This is a genomic window from Anabaena sp. WA102 (assembly GCF_001277295.1).
In the GTDB taxonomy this organism is placed as follows: Bacteria; Cyanobacteriota; Cyanobacteriia; order Cyanobacteriales; family Nostocaceae; genus Dolichospermum; species Dolichospermum heterosporum.
The window spans coordinates 1,601,891-1,619,630 of record NZ_CP011456.1; the positions used below are offsets into that span (position 1 = coordinate 1,601,891).

Below are 17,740 nucleotides of genomic sequence, written 5' to 3' on the forward strand. Positions count from 1 at the left end.
GGAATATATAGGTGAAAAATGAAAATCAAATTCTCAAACTTAGGTAGTATTCAAGAAACAGAGTTAGATTTGCGTCCTCTGACAGTAATTATTGGACCAAATAACTCAGGTAAAACTTATATTGCCTATTCTATTTATGGTTTGTGGCAGCGTGTGACACGAACTTTGAATATGTATAAAGGTCAATTAGACTTCAAGCAAGAAAATCAAGGTGGTTGGTCACTGCAAATAGATAATAACCTACTTGATTTTTTTGTTAGAGATGCTGAAGAAATGGCAAAAAGTTTCCAAGGAAGTTCTTTAGAATCATTCTTTCAGGATTCAAGTCATAAACTTTTCTCTAAAACATTATTTTCAATCATAATTTCTCGTCAAGAAGTCGAAGATGCGATAAATATATTAACTCAACAAGAATCTTTTTTCTTGGAGATTTTTCATTTGTCATACGGAATTTCTATAAAACTCAAAATTAGTCGCCAAAATAATACGTTGTTTTTCAAAACTCAATCTCAAAATCAGGAAAACAATATAAACGAAAACAAGATATTAATAGAGGATTTTTATAAAACAAATACACCAGAAATATATTTTATTGATGTTATTAAGCAAATAATTTTCTCTACTAAAATTTTTGCTTTTCCTGCTGAAAGAAATGCTTTTATAAATACCTATAAAATGCTGGCAAATAGGCGTTATCAACTTCTTAAACAAACTCAAAGACAATTATTAAGTATAAGTAGTTCAGAAAGACAACTTGATATACTAAAAGAACAAGGTGATATTCGTTATCCACAACCAGTAGAAGATTTTTTAGATTTTTTATCGGAAATAGAACTTCAAGAAATACCGAAAACTAATTCAAGCAATAAAAATGAATTTCAGAAATTAGCAGATGAGATTGAAAAACAACTACAAAACAAAAATAAAACTAATTTAAAATCTACTAAACTTGGTGGAAAAGAAATAAAAGTTTTAGTTAAAAAGGGTTTAGAAATTGATATATATAATGCTTCATCTTCTATCAAACAACTTGCACCATTACTGTTATATTTAAGATATCGTGCAAGTAAAGGTGATTTTCTGGTAATAGATGAACCAGAGATGAACTTACATCCAGAATCACAAGCAAAGCTGCTGGAAGCATTATCTATTCTTGTTAATCTTGGTGTGAGAATCTTACTTACAACCCATAGTCCTTATGTTATGGCACATCTAAATAATTTAGTTAATGGTAATCATGAAAATCCTGAAATCTTAAAACGTCAATCTTCATCTTTATATCTTCAAGATGAAAGAGCATTTTTACCTATAGATCAAGTTAGTGCGTATGAAATGAAAGATAATAAATTAGTTTCATTAAATGATCCAGATTATGGCATTAGATGGGATACTTTAAGTGATGTTTCTGTAGATATTCAACAAAAGTTTTTTGAAATTTATGAAGCAGGACAAGAAAAAGCAGATGAAACAGAAGAATAGTTCTAATCTTAAGGATAAAAAAGATAAACTTGACTGGCAAAATTTTAACTTTTTAGAGAATCTCCTAGTTTTCTGTACAGTACCAGGAAGAAGTGTTCCTAAAGAAAGTGGAGTACATTTTCGGATAACTTTATATTCTGAAAATCAAGCTATATGTATTTTGTTTGAAATAGATAGAAGAAATGATCCTCTTATTAGAAATCAAGCCTTAAAGCGTCCAGATTATATGTCTCTTTATCTTGATTCTAATTCTTGTATTTGCACAATCATTGAAATGAAAGGTAAGAATCACAACTCCTTAGAAAATGGAATTGAACAAATTTTAAAATTGAAAGAAATTTTACAAACTGAGATATCTAATCATTTACCTAGTAAACTAGAAATTAAATATCAAGGAATTTTATTAACTCCATATAATTCACAACCTCCATTAAAGAAAATAGCAGAAATAGCTTCAAATGGTTTTATTATTTTACCAATTCAATATAATAATAAAGCAGAATTATTTCCTTATGTTTCAAGGAAAAATGAAATAACTGAAATAAGTAAAAAATATAATCATCAAGAAATTACTGAATCAACAGCTTTGTTGATTGAAGAGATTTTAACAAAAAGAGCATTACCCAAACGTATACCTGATGACTACTATTCTAGCAATTTTCTAGTTGGTAATGATAGAGAAGGGATTTATATCAACCATTTATTACCAAATGACAGCGATTATATAACTTTATTATCGAATACAAAATTTACTGAAATTAATATGCAAGAATCTGAAGACAAAGAAAAAATCAAAGATGAATTAGTATTACTAAATTTAATAAATAGATTAGCAATAAAATTTTCAAATCATAAAATATCAGAGTCTAACGACTAATTTACCTATTTTTCAGTAATATCATGGTAAATTCTTACAGAGGTAGCCCATGATAGTTTTATAGAGATATGCAAAACAAAAATAGTCGGTTTCTAGTTGGTAACACCAGAGGCAATAACGTTCTGATGTTTGATGCCTATACAGGCAGTCCCCTGGGGACATTTATCGAAAAGGGTAGACTTGATAACCCTGACACCTTACTCTTTGGACCAGATGGAAATGGTGATGGTAAAAGTGACCTTTACATAGCCAGTGGTACAAAAAAAGGCAGTTCCTCTATATTGAGGTTTGACGGACAAACTGGTAGTTTTATTGATGTATTTGTGGGAGATAATCCCAATACAAGTTTAGATGAAAGTGGTGGTTTAATTCGTCCCTATGGTCTTGCTTATGGATCAGATGGTAATTTTTACGTTTCCAGCTTCTTAACCGACCAAATATTACGCTATAATGGCGCAACGGGGGCATTTATTGATGTTTTTGCCCAAGGAAATGGTAAAAAAGATAGCTTAAATGGACCAAATGGGCTACTCTTTATCAAAAATAGTCTTTATGTTACCACCCAAGGAAGTGTAGCCACTGTTAATCCTCAAACTGGAGAGGTTAAGGCTGATTTTAGTGCAGGTTTGTCTAGTCAAGTTTTACGTTACGACTCCCTAGCAGCGGGAACAACTCCCACAGTCTTTGCTACTCCCACACCATCACCTGATAGTTTTAACTTTGTCAGTTTGCTGGGTTTAGCGGTGGGTGAAGATAATGATTTGTATGTGAGTGATTTTGCTAACGGTATTCAACGCTATGATTTGGAAACTGGGAATTTAGTCAATACTCTTTCTACAAATTATACAACTAGTCAGTCACCCAGTAATAATTTTATTGGCGGACTTGCTTTTGCGCCTAATGGTAATTTACTCACTGTGGGTTTTAATGTTAGCACTACACAGGGGGCTATTCTCAGCTATGAAAGTGAGAGTAGTTCAGTTGTTAGTCCATTTCAGGTTTTAGTTCCTACAAACCCGGTTCTTGAACGTCCTGTGGGGATAACTTTTTTCCCTACAGAAAATCAGTTGGTATCTGGAACTACTGGAAACGATGACTTGGTTGCGGGTAAAGATTTAGAAGCAGTTGCAGATATTGTATTTACTGGTGCTGGTGATGACAAAGTTGATCTGGCTATCAAAACCTATGCAAGTGATAATAACGTCTTCTTAGGTAGTGGTAATGACGTGATAGATGTGAGTAAAAGCGATCGCACTTTTGGCGATTTAGGTAATGATACTTTTTATGCTACTGATGGTAAAGGTGGTAATCGGATGTCCGGTGGCGCTGGTAATGATACCTTTTTCTTGGGTAGTAATGACCGCGCTTTGGGTGGTGATGGTAACGACACCTTCTTTATCCAAACAGGTGGTAATAATTTAATCAGTGGTGGTGCTGGCGCTGATAATTTCCAGATTGTGACTCTTGAACTCCCTAAAACTCCTAATAGGATTTTAGATTTTCAGACAGGTATTGATACTATAAGTATCTTTGGTGCTAAAGCACTTGGTATTTCTGCCACTAATTTAGTATTGAATCAAACGGCTGGCGATACTGATATCATCTTTGGTAACAGAACTCTAGCTATCTTGAGTGGCGTTACAGGCTTAAATATTAATGTCATCAACCTTGTAAATTAAAGCAATACAATGGAGGGCGGGGAGACCCCGCCCCTACTTTGTAATATTTACTCTTTGCGCCTCTGCGCCTCTGCGTGAGACATATTCATTGTTATGAAAACCTACTTGTTAGGTTGAGGAGTCATCCGCAAATAAGGTTTAATTTCTTCATAACCTTTAGGAAACTTGGCTTTGAGGACTTCAGGATCTTTCAAAGAAGGGACAATTACCACATCTTCACCATCTTTCCAGTCTGCGGGGGTAGCAACACTGTAATTATCAGTTAATTGCAGAGAATCAATGACGCGCAAGATTTCATCAAAGTTGCGGCCAGTGCTGGGAGGATAGGTGAAAGTCAGACGCAGTTTTTTGTTGTTGTCAATGACAAACACGGAACGCACTGTTACAGTAGCCGCTGCGTTGGGGTGAATCATATCATAAAGTTCAGAAACCTTACGATCTGGATCTGCCAAAATTGGGTAATTGAGAGTGGTGCTTTGGGTTTCTTCAATGTCACCAACCCAGCCATTATGAGATTCTACATCATCAACGCTGAGAGCGATCGCCTTCACATTGCGTTTGTCAAATTCTGGTTTGAGTTTGGCAACAGTTCCTAGTTCGGTGGTGCAAACTGGTGTAAAGTCAGCAGGATGAGAAAATAGTACCACCCAGCTATCACCAGCCCAGGCGTAAAAGTCAATTTCCCCATGAGTGGAGGCTTGAGTAAAGTTAGGTACTGTATCACCAAGACGAAGAGTCATGTAAGATTCCCTGTATTTTAAGAAAACATCTATATTCTACCGTGACAGTATGACACAAAAGACCGATTATCCTATCGGACTGTCGCGGTTGGCAACAAAATTTTAAGTTTAAGCCAGGTGTTCCTCAACTTTTGAGACTAATTCATTTGTCCAATGGTGGACAAGTTCAGCGTTAGCGGCTTCTACCATGACTCTAATTACAGGTTCTGTTCCCGAAGCCCGGACGAGGACTCTGCCATTATCACCCATTGCTACTTCGGCTTTAGCGATCGCTTGTTGCACAGGTTGACAACTTTCCCATCCTAACCGTCGTTCCCGATCTAATACTCGCACATTCCGTAAGATTTGGGGATAGGTTTGGAAACTTTGATCTACCATTTCTCCCAAAGAAAGATTAGCCTCTTTCACCACCGCTGCAATATGCAAAGCTGTTAATAAACCATCTCCAGTCATGGCATAATGACTACACAGGATATGTCCCGATTGTTCTCCTCCCAACATTCCCCCAGTTTTCTGCATTTCCGCTTGCACATATTGATCACCAACAGCGGTACGAATTAATCTACCACCTATTTGTTGCCAAGCTCTTTCAAAGCCTAAATTAGCCATAACAGTGGAAACTATCAGATTATCTGGGAGTTGTTGTTTTTGTTGTAAATGGCGACCCCACAGGTAAAGAATGTAATCACCATTAACGGATCTGCCCGTATTATCCACAGCTAAAACCCGATCTGCATCGCCGTCAAAAGCAAAACCCATATCGGCTTGATTGGCGACTACAGCGGCTTGGAGAATATCCAAATGTGTAGAACCGCAATTAACATTAATGCGATCGCCATCAGCTTCATTATGTAAACAAATGACCTCCGCACCCATTTCTGTAAATACCGCCGGTGCTAAACCCACCGCTGCACCCCAAGCTAAATCTAAAACAATCTTCATGCCTTGGAGAGTCAGTCCAGATGCTAAAGGTGTTTGGATAGACTGGCTATATGTTTTAATTAACTCTGTTCGGGAATAATGTCTACCGCAATTATTTATGCTCAAATCGGGGGATAATTGACCTCGTAATCCCGCCTCAATTTCACCTTGTAGGGCTTTAGATAACTTACCACCCTGGGCATCAAAGATTTTAATTCCATTGTCTTCTGGAGGATTGTGGCTGGCGGAAATCATGATTCCCCCAATGGCATCGGTGATGCTGGACAAATAGGCTACACAAGGTGTAGGACATAATCCTAAATACCACACTTCCAAACCAGCAGCAGTTAACCCGGCGCTCAAAGCCATTGCTAACATATCACTGGAATTTCTGGAATCTTGTCCCAGAATAATTGGACCGGGAACAGTCGCATAATTACGGAGGACAACCCCCGCCCAAAAACCCACTTGTAAAGCCAAAGGCGCATTCAGTAAGTCTCCCACCTTGCCACGAATGCCATCCGTACCAAATAAAGCATTAGTTGGCAGTGGTATGGAATTAAACACCCCACTCTTCTCAACTTCGGAAATACAGCCTTGATTTCGAGCCATTGATGAAACCATAAATTTAAAAACTCCACACAATCACACAGGAGAATAGCACTTTCTTCCATTATCCTTGACGTTAATAAAACGCCAAAGAAACTCATTGCTTAATTATTTTTAATATAAATTCTCATCAAATAGTTTTAATCTTACGTTTTAATGGGGTTTTTTCACCATTACGGACAAAAAACTTCCACAGTTAATTTTTTTACAGTTGAGAATTTTAATAATATGAACAGCAATTTAGCAAGCAAATTACGTGTAGGTACAAAAAAAGCACACACCATGGCAGAAAATGTGGGTTTTGTCAAGTGTTTTTTAAAGGGAGTTGTGGAGAAAAACTCTTACCGCAAGTTGGTTGCTAACTTTTACTTCATTTACTCCGCTATGGAAGAGGAAATGGAAAAACACAAGCATCACCCAATTTTAAGCAAAATTTACTTTCCCGAACTTAACCGCAAGCATACCTTAGAGCAAGACCTTCATTACTACTATGGTTACAATTGGCGAGAGCAAATCAAATTATCTCCTGCGGGTGCGGCTTATGTAAACCGGATTCGGGAAATTTCCGCCACTGAACCAGAATTATTAATTGCTCATTCCTATACCCGTTATCTAGGTGATTTGTCCGGGGGACAAATCCTCAAAGGTATTGCCCAAACTGCAATGAAGCTGGGTGAAGGTGAAGGAACTGCTTTTTATGAGTTTGCAGATATTACCGATGAGAAGGCATTTAAGGCTAAGTATAGAGCCAATTTAGATGCTATGCCTATTGATGATACTACAGGCGATCGCATTACCGAAGAAGCAAATGCCGCTTTTGGTGTGAACATGAAAATGTTCCAAGAGTTGGAAGGTAATCTAATTAAAGCGATCGGCATCATGGTTTATAATGCCATGACCCGAAAACGGACAAAAGGTAGCACTGAATTGGTAACTGCGGAATAATACAGCAGGAGTCAGGAGTCAAACTGGCTTGGTGTCTGACTTTGAATCTATATTCTGTACCTCATTAATCTGCCATTTGCTGTAAGTTGAGAAATATTAACTTTTCTCATAATATCTAGGGGTGATAGCCTTGTGATTGTTTTTGTGTAGATGAAAGCAACCAGAAGGAAGTTGCCCCTAAATTTTAAGAAATCCTGACATTTCCAAAACCTATACCGTTACATTATCTATTTAGCTTAAACAATTATGTTTTTATACTTATCTAAAATCATCCCCCTATTTTTTTACCCGTTAGGATTGGCAAGTGTAAGTTTAATAGTAGCTTTAATCACCTTACGAAAACATCCCCGCATTGCGACTATCGCCATTTCCTTATCCTTAGCTTTGTTGCTAGTTTGTAGCAATGCCTGGGTCGCCAAATCCTTAGTCCGCAGCTTAGAATGGCAAAACATCCCCACTCCACAAATCCCCAACGCTGAAGCCATTGTCGTCTTAGGAGGTGCAACCAGATCACCAACTTGGCCCAGGGTAATGGCAGATTTAAACGAAGCAGGCGATCGCGTAATTTATGCAGCCCAACTCTATTTTCAGAAAAAAGCCCCTATAATTATCCTGAGTGGCGGTCGCATTGATTGGCGCGGTAGTGGTTCTCCAGAATCAGCAGACATGGCAGCTATTCTCACATCCATTGGTGTTCCGGCTGAAGCCATTATTCAAGAACCCAATTCCCTCAATACTTATGAGAACGCTGTCAACGTCCGTAAAATCCTCGAAACTCGTCAAATTAAAAAAGTATTATTAGTCACTTCAGCAACACATACACCCCGATCTTTGAAAATTTTTCAACGTCAAGGTATTAATGTCATTCCCGCACCCACCGATTTTCTAGTTAGTCAAGGGGAACTTCAAGAACTTACCAACACTCCCAAAGCCGCAATTCTCAATTTATTACCTGATACCGATAATTTAGATCAATTCACAAGTGCATTAAAAGAATATATTGGCACTTTTATTTATAGCCTGCGAGGTTGGTTATAGGAGTCCGAAAGAAGGAATCAGGAGTCAGGAGTTCAGAAGAGAGAAGAAAGAAGAAAAGGCGTTACTGAATTGAGGTATGAAATTCCTAAATTGAACCTTTAAAACTCTTACCTTTGCGTCTTTGCGCCTTTGCGTGAGACTAAAATTCATACCCTTAATCAGCAACGCCGAAGAAAAAGGTATTTGCAAAGATGAACATCCCTGAATATTAACTCAAAAATCAGAATTAACATAGAATTTTCGGCGTTGGAGAATTGAGGTAAGAAAGTCAAAAATTCCATCTCTCAAACTCTTACTCTCTGCGCCTGGAGCGTCTCTGCGTGAAAAACCATCCATCCCTTATACCCACATCACCATGACACACAACCACCATCATCATCACGAACATGGACACCATAATCACAATCACACCCCAGCAACATTTAGTCGGGCTTTTGCTATTGGCACTGCATTGAATATAGGATTTGTCATCGTTGAAGCCACCTATGGCTACCTAGCACATTCCTTGGCTTTGTTTGCTGATGCGGGTCATAACCTGAGTGATGTATTGGGACTTCTCCTGGCGTGGGGTGCAAGTTCCCTTGCCCGTCGTCCTCCCAGCCACCGCTATACCTATGGATTGCGTGCCTCATCAATTCTAGCAGCTTTAGCCAATGCCGTAGTTTTACTTTTATCTATGGGGGCGATCGCTTGGGAAGCCATTCGTCGTTTTCATGATTCCGCACCAGTATCAGGAGGAACAATTATTGGTGTTGCCCTAGTTGGTATTATCATTAATACTGCTACTGCACTTATGTTTATGTCAGGACGTAAAAGCGACTTAAACATTCGGGGCGCATTTTTACACATGGCTGCTGATGCCCTGGTATCATTGGGAGTTGTGGTAGCCGGAATTGTGATTTTATTCACCCATTGGCTATGGCTTGACCCATTAGTTAGCTTAGTGCTTGTGGGAGTCGTCGTGGTCGGCACGTGGCATTTACTCAGAGACTCTGTAAATTTAGCACTTGATGGCGTACCAGCAGGAATTGAACCCCGTGCCGTGAAAAATTACTTAATTGAATGTCCTGGAGTGTCGAAAATCCACGATCTTCATATCTGGGCTATGAGTACAACCGAAACCGCACTCACAGTTCATTTAGTCATGCCAGGAGGTTATCCTGGTGATGCTTTCTTATGGGAAGTTTCCCAGGAACTCGAACACCATTTTGGGATCAAACACTCTACTATTCAGGTAGAAACAGGCGATTCAGCTTATCCCTGCGCCTTAGAACCAGATCACGTTGTGTGACATACTCCACACACTCCCTTATACCTTGCGGCACGCTTGCGCGAACAGATGAGTGTGGGCTTCTCAGTGACTCCTCTAGGAAGACATTAACTGAGCTTTAAAGCCCTATGCCCTAGGGACTTTTGGAGATAATTTTGAACTTTTTCGATAGGCTGCTTTTCAGCATTTAATTGAGTTACACCTACTGGTTAAGATTATATCAAAATATTTGAAAAAACACCAAGAAAGTGTTCATTCCTCATCGACCACCATTGCTGATTTCACGATGTTAAAAAATCCTGATGCTTGCAACTGATGCACACATAGTTGCAAAAAAAATATAAATAAATATTGTTTTTTTTGCAAAAAAATGTTATATTTATTTACATAAGTCAATAAAACTTAGTAAATCCTAATTGGAGTGCTGATCATGGGTAACGCAACAAAAGCAGCTAACACACCTGTAGCTACAGATCGCAACGGTTGGCGCTGGGGTTTTACATCTGAAGCAGAAATCTGGAATGGCCGTTTAGCAATGATTGGGTTTTCAGCAGCAGCTTTGATTGAACTATTTTCTGGTAAAGGCTTTCTCCACTTCTGGGGTATTCTTTAATTTTTCCATAACATAATTTTTGATTAATCAAAAGCCTGGTAGTTGTCATCAACTGCCAGGTTATTTACTTGAAAAAATACATCATAGTCCCCTCCTCGCTTGCGGGGAGGGGGCTGGGGTCTTTATAACTACATATCAAAAAAATTAATCTTATGAATAATCAAATTTTGAAAGAGAAATTACAAGCAACAATCAAGAGAAATCAAGCTAAAAGTGATGGTTCTCCTATTACTAATTTAAAGCTTGATCAAACTTTAGTCGCAGAAATTGAACAATTAACAGCCGAATTAGAAAGTCTCAATCCTCAACCTCTCATTCATGCTACAGCTTTATTAGAAGGTGTTTGGCAATTACAATATTCCACAGCCAGAGAAATCCGTTCTTTAGACTCTCTACCATTGGGATTACAAATAGGTAAAGTTTATCAAGTAATTAATATTGCCGATAATATTTTGCTCCGAAGAGCCTCCCATTTCTGGGGTAATGTTAGCTTTGACAATGTTAGAGGTCGGTAACTATCTTAAAAGCACTGGTTTAACCCTTAAGCCTGTTTAACTTTGAAGTTCTAGAGCAGGGAACTAGCTACGCATCCCCTGGTAGGTCTTTAACTCTTACCTCTAACGTAGTTCGGTTAAGAACTGAGTCCAACTAGGCTTTTACAAGCCCTCACTTACCCGAAGGGAAGTGATGGGTGGTTGACTCTCCATAAAGTTAATGATTTAGCTAACTTGGATTTCACAAGGATATAGCTGCGGTTTTTCCCTTACGGGGTATTTCTACCCCATTTAGGTAGGTTTTTTTGGAATTACTTATGGTATTAATCTTCTGATTACTGCGTTTATTATCTACACCTTCAGCTTGTTTTTTGGCATTATTGATAATCTCAGCAATATCACTCATGTACGCATCTTGATCATCCTGTGATGATTGACAATAACCACCGCATAAAGTTTCTGCTTGTCCGGGATTTATCTCTTCTAGAAGTAACCTGATATCAATCTGATTAATATCGGTATTTATGATTTTATTCATGTTTTTAATGAATCACAAGTACAACTAAATCCCATCCTGACAAAAATCCTCCTAATTCTCATCTATCTATTGGCTAATTTTTTAGATTCTACCGCTCCCCTTATGGAAAAGAATATTAATTTAATTTTTGTAGCGACTGTCTTGATTGTCAAGCGATTGTTAAGGAAAAATTTAAAGTCTAGGAAAAAAGTCAGAAAATAGAGGAGAAAAACAGAACAGAACAAAACAGGTAAATTATAGATTGCCATAAATTACCAAACTAGATTGGAGGTATAAAAACGACAGTAGAACTTTATGCAGAAATTGGTTGTGAGTCTTGAGAAATAGACCAAGGAAGATGATCTCGAATCATCGCATTTAAAATAACTAACATTTTATGAACGCAAGCAGTAATGGCCAATTTTTTGGGTTTACCACGTTCAACCAAGCGCTCATAAAAAGTTTTGATAACAGGATTATGACGCATGGCAACAACAGCACCCATATAAAGAATGGCACGAACATGGGCGCGACCACCATTAATCATGCGCTTACCTTTGTGCTGACCACTATCATGATTAATTGGTGCAACACCAACTAAGCGAGAGATTTGTTTGGCAGTTAATTGACCTAATTCTGGTAAGTCAGAAACTAAAGTGGTAGAAATTACTTGACCAATGCCAGGAGTAGTTTTGAGTAGATTGACTTTATCAATCCATTGTTGATTATTTTGGGTCAACGTCTCAATTTCTTGATTGAGTTGTTGAAGATGTTGCTCAAGATAATCAATATGGGATTCAATATCTGTCAAAGCTTTACCACGAGCGCGGTCACGGCGATTCTTTTCCGCTGTAGACATTTCTACTAATTGTCTTCGGCGACTAATTAATTCGCCTAATTGACGTGACATTTCACTTTCGATTGCTAACACCTCCGGTTTCATTGCTTCACCGAAATGCGCCAAAATCTGTGCATCAATGGCATCGGTTTTGGCTAACTTACCTGTAGCTTTAGCAAAGTCTCTTCCCTGACGAGGATTGATTAATGCTACTGGTAAAAGAGCCGCTTGCAATTGAATGATTAATTCTGTTTCTAGTCCTCCTGTTGCTTCCAGTACGATTAGGTTTAAATCGTTAGATTGAAGTTGCTTAACTAGATTAGCTATTTCTGTTTCAGTATTAGCAAATTGAAATGCTTTACCCATTGGACGGATATAAACATCAAGTGTTGCTTTACTTACGTCAATGCCTACCCATTGGGAGATATAATCCATTTTTAACTCTCCAATTTCAATTACTTCTTTTTAATTTGTTTTGTTTTTATTCATCCCCTTGATTTCACTCATCCTTGCACGATACGGGCTATATTATCTATGTCTTTGTTCATAGTTTTTACCCCAGGCGACTGTTCGAGTTCTGTCATGGAGATTGTTGTGGTGATCCTTGCTACAAAGCGGTCTTTTCTGACCCAGGTTGGGACGGTCTACCACTTCTTCTAACATACCTCTAAGATACAAGGTTGGGTTGAGGCACGAAACCCAACATTGGCGGTAAGATAGTAAGAGTTGTTGGGTTTCCTTGCGTCAACCCAACCTACAATAAATATTGTTTTACATAAAGGAGGGAACGGTAGAGCCATTTTTTATTTGCGAATAGATAAACTACCGGATGATTCCGTCCGCATTTTTCTAGTTTCTTCCAAAATTTTATCTATATCTTCTTGAGATAGACGTTGAATATAGTTAATTTTAACTTCTTCTAAAAAGTCATTTAGTAAACTTTGAATTTCCACTAAAACTTGTTTTTGCTGTATTTCTGAACTAAATGAAGCTGTGAATTTTTCTATTAGCTGAGTAGAAAGTTTTGCCGCGACAGGATCTTTGATGGTACTAGATAAAGCAGCATAGATATTATTAGTGATTTGCGTGGCTAGTTGTTCACTAATTTGTGTTTGAGCTTTACCTAATCCTGGTAACAGGAGGATATTACTATATCCTGGTAATTGTTGACAAGCAATGGCGATGCTATGGCACAAAATTGCATTTACTTCTGGTTGAATTTTAGGTAACACCTGATTAACCAGAGTTTTAATTAACAATCCAGTAATTGCTTCGACTTCGTTGATATTATTAATATCTATATAAGAACGCAGATGATCTGATTCTAGTAGCCAACGGGTAATTTCACCTCGTTTAATTGAACCTTGAACCTGGTTAATTACTTGAACTACGACAATTTCTGTAATTTCTTCGGCAAAATTAGCAAGAATACCTTGATGAATTTGCCGTCTAATTACATAAAAATCAATTAACTTTGCTTGATCAAGTCTGATTGTAACCGGGATAATTCTTAAATATCGCCAAATTGGTATTATTAAGAATATATCATACCAACGCCAAAGAATTGCTTCCAACCAACTTAAATGGCTATATCTACGTTTTATTAAGAAAGTACGTCCTAGTAATTCTGTGGCAAATAGAACTACAAATGGTAAATCAATTATCCAGAATTTATCTAAAAATTCCCCATTCTCACCAATTTTTCGATAATAGTTTTTAGCAATTCCAGGGCGAATTTTTTGGTTAAAAAAAGCTATTTCCTGATTCCAACCATGTTTAGATAAATACTCCTGACTCCAAAAAGTATTAAATGCACCTTTTGCAGATTTTTGTCCGATGTGTTCCCGCATCCGGTTTTTGATTTTTTCCAGCGTTCCACTCTTGCCTGCACCCGCAAAAGGATTACTATCAATCATCTCTTTGCTAAGAAAGTGAAGTTCCTCCAACTTGGTTTTGACTTGAGGAGAGTTTAACCCTGTTTGAATTACCTGTTTTTCTAATCCATCTACTGCCTCTAGATATTGTTTTGTCTCACGATGAGGTTCAATACCTTTGATTGGATCGTATAATCGAGTTATTACAGGAATTTGACGGAAGTAAAAATCTCTCCAAGGTACATAACTTAAATCCAAGAAAACTAATCCTAAATTGACAGTAGCTGTAATTGCCATTACTCTTTCAAACCATAGGTTTTTGTGTTGGGAAATTTTTAATTTGCTCATGATTTCTAGTTATAGTAAATTGCAGGGTTTACGAAATACAGTAGCATCAGGTTGAAAACCAGTGTCATGAATGTTATAGCAGAAATCAGGAGTCAGAAGTTAGGAGTCTTCTACTATTAGGCGTTGGTGAATTGGGGTATGAAAGTCGAAAATTCTATTTCTCAAACTCTTACTCTCTGCGCCTGGAGAGCCTCTGCGTGTTCGCGCAGCGTGCCGTAGGCATAATAAAATCATACTTTTACTCAGCAACACCGGAAATTATTACGCTTCAGTGCATAATTATTTAGTGATGCAGTTAATATCATTAAAACCCTAGTATATCTGTATAGATCAGCGATAGTGCGTATTTTTATCAGTTCGGAGATATTAGGCAGATGGCGAAAACTAATTTTTGTTATATTCATTAGTAATCAATTAGAGTCGAATTAATCAGAATTAATAACTAATTGTTAAGCCATAGGTTAAAAAAACTTCAGAATTACCTGCTAGTGTCTTAGTATCAAGGATTTAATCCCAAGGAGTTTTTATGATGTGGTGTGGTTTAAACAAGTCTAGAGTAACTATAGCTTTAACCTGTATTGTGGCAGCAAGTGTTGTGTCTTCAGATATGACTTTTGCCGCTCGTCAGCGCAACTATAAGCCCGATGAATTCCGATCTGTATTACGTGGATTGGGTTATAACGTTAAGGTTAAAAAAGATCCTCTGACTGATGAGGAAACTAAAAAGGCTATCACTGAATTTCAAACAGGCTACAAGTTAAAGGTGGATGGGAAAGCAGGTCCCCAAACCCAAGATCAAGCTGCTATGATTGTGCAAATTTTGCAAGCTAATTTGAATACTGTACTTAAACCAAAAACTCTACTTCCTCGTGATCAATTCTACAGTCCCCAGTTAGAAGAGTTGGTAAAGGAGTACCAGAAAAAACATCAACTCTCAGAAACTGGGATTGCTGATTTACAACTTCGTCAAAAAATAAATGAAGAAGTTAAAACTATCATTACCAAACCAGTAACTAAACCCGAACCAACAGTTACACCAACAGCTAAACCAACAGTTACACCAACAGCTAAACCAACGGCTAAACCAACAGTTAAACCAACGACTAAACCAACGACTAAACCAACAGTTAAACCAACAGTTAAACCAACAGTTAAACCAACGGCTACAGCTACGCCTACACCTACACCAACGGCTACACCTACACTTACACCTACACCGTAAAAGTAAAGTCAAGAATTAGAAATCGGTAAAAAATGACAGGCACAATAGCCTGTCAGATGTTTACTCAAAATCAAATAAAACTCACCTTTTCAGCTTTAAAGCTTCCGTTGCAGATATTCCCTCACCTTGAGTACCGAAATACCATAAAGCTGAACTGGCTTCAGCACGAGTTACAGGTTTTTTGGGTTGAAATAGGGTTGTATAGCCAAAAACTCGGCGAATATTTGATTGTTCAGCGTTCTGGAAATCAGCCAAAACTGCTTTTAATGCTTTCGGTTCAATACTACCTGCATCTTGAAAACCCCAAGTTTGTTTAACGGCTTCTAAATTAGCAGCGGGTAAGGCTTGGCGAGTATCTAAAGGAACTTTCCAGAGGATTAATTGTTCTCGTGTCAAGGGTGCATCAGGACGGAATAAAACCGCTGTGGCATCTCCAGATAAAGCACTGGGAATTAAACCAGCTTCGGCTAATCCTTGAATGACTGGAAAATCGGGATCTTTGGTTAAGATATCCCTAAAAGCTGGTTGAGTGCTGGAGGATGCTAACCGAATTTGTTTGGCTGGATTATTCGCATACATGGCATTATTAGCTGCAACTAACCAGCGGGCATATTCCCGACGGGTGATAATTTTATCAGGGAGAAATTCGTTGGTTTTTGGTTCGATAGATAAAACACCTAATGTAGCTAAATCTTGAATATGAGAGCGCCATTCTGGGGGTGCTTTTTGAATATCAGTAAATTCCTGAGTTGTTAAGGTTTCCGGTTGGGTGGTTGGCTGTAGGGTTGGCTGGGTGACTACGTTAGTATTATCAGTCTTAGGTAATACTGGACCGATAAATTCTGGATTATCTGAAGGGGTAACTGGGTTAGTAGACGTAGTTGGAGAATTGGACGAATATTCAATTAATAATTTAGTAGCTGTTTGCGGTTGATTGGGTTCAGCTTTAGTAACAGTTTGTGGTTTAATTGTGACATTGATGAGTAAATCATTGCGTTTGGCGGAAAAAGTCCCATCTACATCATCTTGAGGCTGTTGGACAATTTGCCAGTTTTTAGCCTGAAATTGCTGGCGGTAAAAGCTGGTGATTATATTACTGGGATCTGCACTTTGCCAACGAATTGATATTTTATTTTCGGAATTAGCTGGTGTAACTTCCTCTAGTTTGGCGTTGGGGTAAATGGGAATATCTGCGGGAAAATCAGCCGGTAATTTAATTGTTGATGTGTTGGGGTTTGGTGTTGTTTGCTGACTCTGAGGTTTGCCAAAGGGAACAGGATTATTTTGCAACTGAGGGTCAGCCGCTAATGATTGTTCTAGGTTTTTAGCAGATTGACTGTTAGCACAGGCTGTTAAGGATAGTAAAACAGCAAAACTCAGGAATACAGCAGGGTAGTTACGGGAAAACACAAAGAAATCACAAATTGATTTTCACCTTCTACAGTAGCATTTTTGAGGTTGGGTAGTCAGCCAGGGAATAAATTCCCTGTCTTAAAGTTAAAGTCGGTTTTAACCGACTGTTTTTGGTTTATTTTTTCTCTCACTGGAAGAAGAGATGCGTTTTTAGCTTAAACCTTTACACATCTATAATTAATAGTGATCTTCCTATGAGAATAGATTCTACTCAAGCTTTAAAATTACGCAGTTTGGGGTTAATTGAATTTAAAGGAAATGATGTGCAATGTCTTTGTAATTTATATCGTTTTTATTTTCAAGAACGTATATAGCAGTTGTCGCGCTTGATGCAATACAATCGAGGGCGCAGGCCCTGCGCCCCTACCAATGTGTAAGTTGCGTAAGTTATGTTATAGTCTAAATTTATACATTTATTGGTTAATGGAATATTGCTTTGCAACGCCAATAGTGGCGGTTATAGGTTTTGAGGAATTGATAGAAAGTTTTCGCCAATGGTTTGAAGTGGTAAGCTGGGAATAAGGCAACTCTGCGGCTGTTTGTAAGAATTGATGGATGGCTTAGGGATGATTTAATGCTTCTATTGGGGAAGCGATCGCAAGTTGCATCGGTGTTACATAATTAGCTATAGGTTGGTATGCACTTGAATGAGTTACAGAATACATGGCAAAGGCCTACATTAAGGGACTCTTGACTTCTACTAGGGCTATTTTTTGGATTCTGTAAATAATTGCTAAAGGAGGTGACGATAGGTTCAACAATTCCTGACTAGAAGCCTAGTAGCTGTAAAAGTAAGAGCAAATGGCAGCAAAATTCCGAAAAAATCCGCTTTCACCCAAAAATATAGATCGGATTGCAGTAGG

The 17,740-nt window shown here is 37.9% G+C and carries 16 protein-coding genes; 10 read left to right on the forward strand and 6 right to left on the reverse strand.

The window, feature by feature from the left end; all coding sequences use genetic code 11:
- Positions 1-18: 18 nt before the first annotated feature.
- From AA650_RS06945 to AA650_RS06955, 3 genes are all read left to right on the forward strand, one after another.
- Complete coding sequence (locus AA650_RS06945) at positions 19-1,479, forward strand: AAA family ATPase (RefSeq protein ID WP_053538476.1); 1,461 nt, start codon at positions 19-21, stop codon at positions 1,477-1,479.
- Positions 1,463-2,356: a hypothetical protein gene (locus tag AA650_RS06950; RefSeq protein ID WP_053538477.1), complete on the forward strand. Its 894-nt coding sequence runs from the start codon at positions 1,463-1,465 to the stop codon at positions 2,354-2,356. Before AA650_RS06945 ends, AA650_RS06950 begins: the two co-directional genes overlap by 17 nt.
- Before the next feature lie 68 nt (positions 2,357-2,424).
- Positions 2,425-4,035, forward strand: coding sequence for a hypothetical protein (locus AA650_RS06955; protein WP_053538478.1), 1,611 nt, complete (start codon positions 2,425-2,427; stop codon positions 4,033-4,035).
- A 101-nt stretch (positions 4,036-4,136) separates the two neighbouring features.
- Here the strand turns inward: AA650_RS06955 and AA650_RS06960 are convergent, their stop codons facing one another.
- Both AA650_RS06960 and glmM read right to left on the reverse strand, forming a co-directional pair.
- Positions 4,137-4,775, reverse strand: coding sequence for a peroxiredoxin (locus AA650_RS06960; protein WP_053538479.1), 639 nt, complete (start codon positions 4,773-4,775; stop codon positions 4,137-4,139).
- Between the two features lie 108 nt (positions 4,776-4,883).
- Positions 4,884-6,320, reverse strand: coding sequence for a phosphoglucosamine mutase (gene glmM / locus AA650_RS06965; RefSeq protein ID WP_053538480.1), 1,437 nt, complete (start codon positions 6,318-6,320; stop codon positions 4,884-4,886).
- A gap of 213 nt (positions 6,321-6,533) precedes the next feature.
- Between glmM and AA650_RS06970 the strand changes: the two genes are divergently transcribed.
- The 5 genes from AA650_RS06970 to AA650_RS06990 all read left to right on the forward strand — a co-directional run bounded on the left by AA650_RS06970 (position 6,534) and on the right by AA650_RS06990 (position 10,686).
- Positions 6,534-7,250, forward strand: a complete 717-nt coding sequence (locus tag AA650_RS06970; protein ID WP_053541210.1) for a biliverdin-producing heme oxygenase — start codon at positions 6,534-6,536, stop codon at positions 7,248-7,250.
- A 246-nt stretch (positions 7,251-7,496) separates the two neighbouring features.
- A complete protein-coding gene (locus AA650_RS06975) occupies positions 7,497-8,288 on the forward strand; it encodes a YdcF family protein (RefSeq protein WP_053538481.1) in 792 nt (263 codons plus the stop codon).
- Positions 8,289-8,643: 355 nt separating this feature from the next.
- Positions 8,644-9,579, forward strand: coding sequence for a cation diffusion facilitator family transporter (locus AA650_RS06980; protein ID WP_053538482.1), 936 nt, complete (start codon positions 8,644-8,646; stop codon positions 9,577-9,579).
- 409 nt (positions 9,580-9,988) lie between these two features.
- Positions 9,989-10,171, forward strand: a complete 183-nt coding sequence (locus AA650_RS06985; protein ID WP_027402141.1) for a chlorophyll a/b-binding protein — start codon at positions 9,989-9,991, stop codon at positions 10,169-10,171.
- A 152-nt stretch (positions 10,172-10,323) separates the two neighbouring features.
- Positions 10,324-10,686 carry a PAP/fibrillin family protein gene (locus AA650_RS06990; protein ID WP_442853953.1) on the forward strand — a complete coding sequence of 121 codons (363 nt, stop codon included), beginning with the start codon at positions 10,324-10,326 and terminating at the stop codon, positions 10,684-10,686.
- A gap of 220 nt (positions 10,687-10,906) precedes the next feature.
- On the opposite strand, the gene AA650_RS06995 is transcribed toward AA650_RS06990, so the two are convergent.
- The 3 genes from AA650_RS06995 to AA650_RS07005 all read right to left on the reverse strand — a co-directional run bounded on the left by AA650_RS06995 (position 10,907) and on the right by AA650_RS07005 (position 14,242).
- The gene (locus AA650_RS06995; protein WP_053538483.1) at positions 10,907-11,203 is read right to left on the reverse strand and encodes a hypothetical protein; all 297 of its coding nucleotides are present in this window, start codon (positions 11,201-11,203) and stop codon (positions 10,907-10,909) included.
- A gap of 292 nt (positions 11,204-11,495) precedes the next feature.
- Positions 11,496-12,455 (reverse strand): IS110 family transposase, encoded by a 960-nt coding sequence (locus AA650_RS27665; RefSeq protein WP_027404406.1) that lies wholly within the window; start codon positions 12,453-12,455, stop codon positions 11,496-11,498.
- Between the two features lie 368 nt (positions 12,456-12,823).
- Positions 12,824-14,242, reverse strand: a complete 1,419-nt coding sequence (locus AA650_RS07005; RefSeq protein WP_053538484.1) for a hypothetical protein — start codon at positions 14,240-14,242, stop codon at positions 12,824-12,826.
- A 529-nt stretch (positions 14,243-14,771) separates the two neighbouring features.
- Here AA650_RS07005 and AA650_RS07010 point away from each other — a divergent pair.
- A complete protein-coding gene (locus AA650_RS07010; protein ID WP_053538485.1) occupies positions 14,772-15,464 on the forward strand; it encodes a peptidoglycan-binding domain-containing protein in 693 nt (230 codons plus the stop codon).
- Positions 15,465-15,545: 81 nt separating this feature from the next.
- On the opposite strand, the gene AA650_RS07015 is transcribed toward AA650_RS07010, so the two are convergent.
- A complete protein-coding gene (locus tag AA650_RS07015) occupies positions 15,546-16,874 on the reverse strand; it encodes an S-layer homology domain-containing protein (RefSeq protein ID WP_039204047.1) in 1,329 nt (442 codons plus the stop codon).
- A 113-nt stretch (positions 16,875-16,987) separates the two neighbouring features.
- Between AA650_RS07015 and AA650_RS29070 the strand changes: the two genes are divergently transcribed.
- Positions 16,988-17,191 (forward strand): AAA-like domain-containing protein, encoded by a 204-nt coding sequence (locus AA650_RS29070; protein WP_256366864.1) that lies wholly within the window; start codon positions 16,988-16,990, stop codon positions 17,189-17,191.
- Positions 17,192-17,740 lie beyond the last annotated feature (549 nt).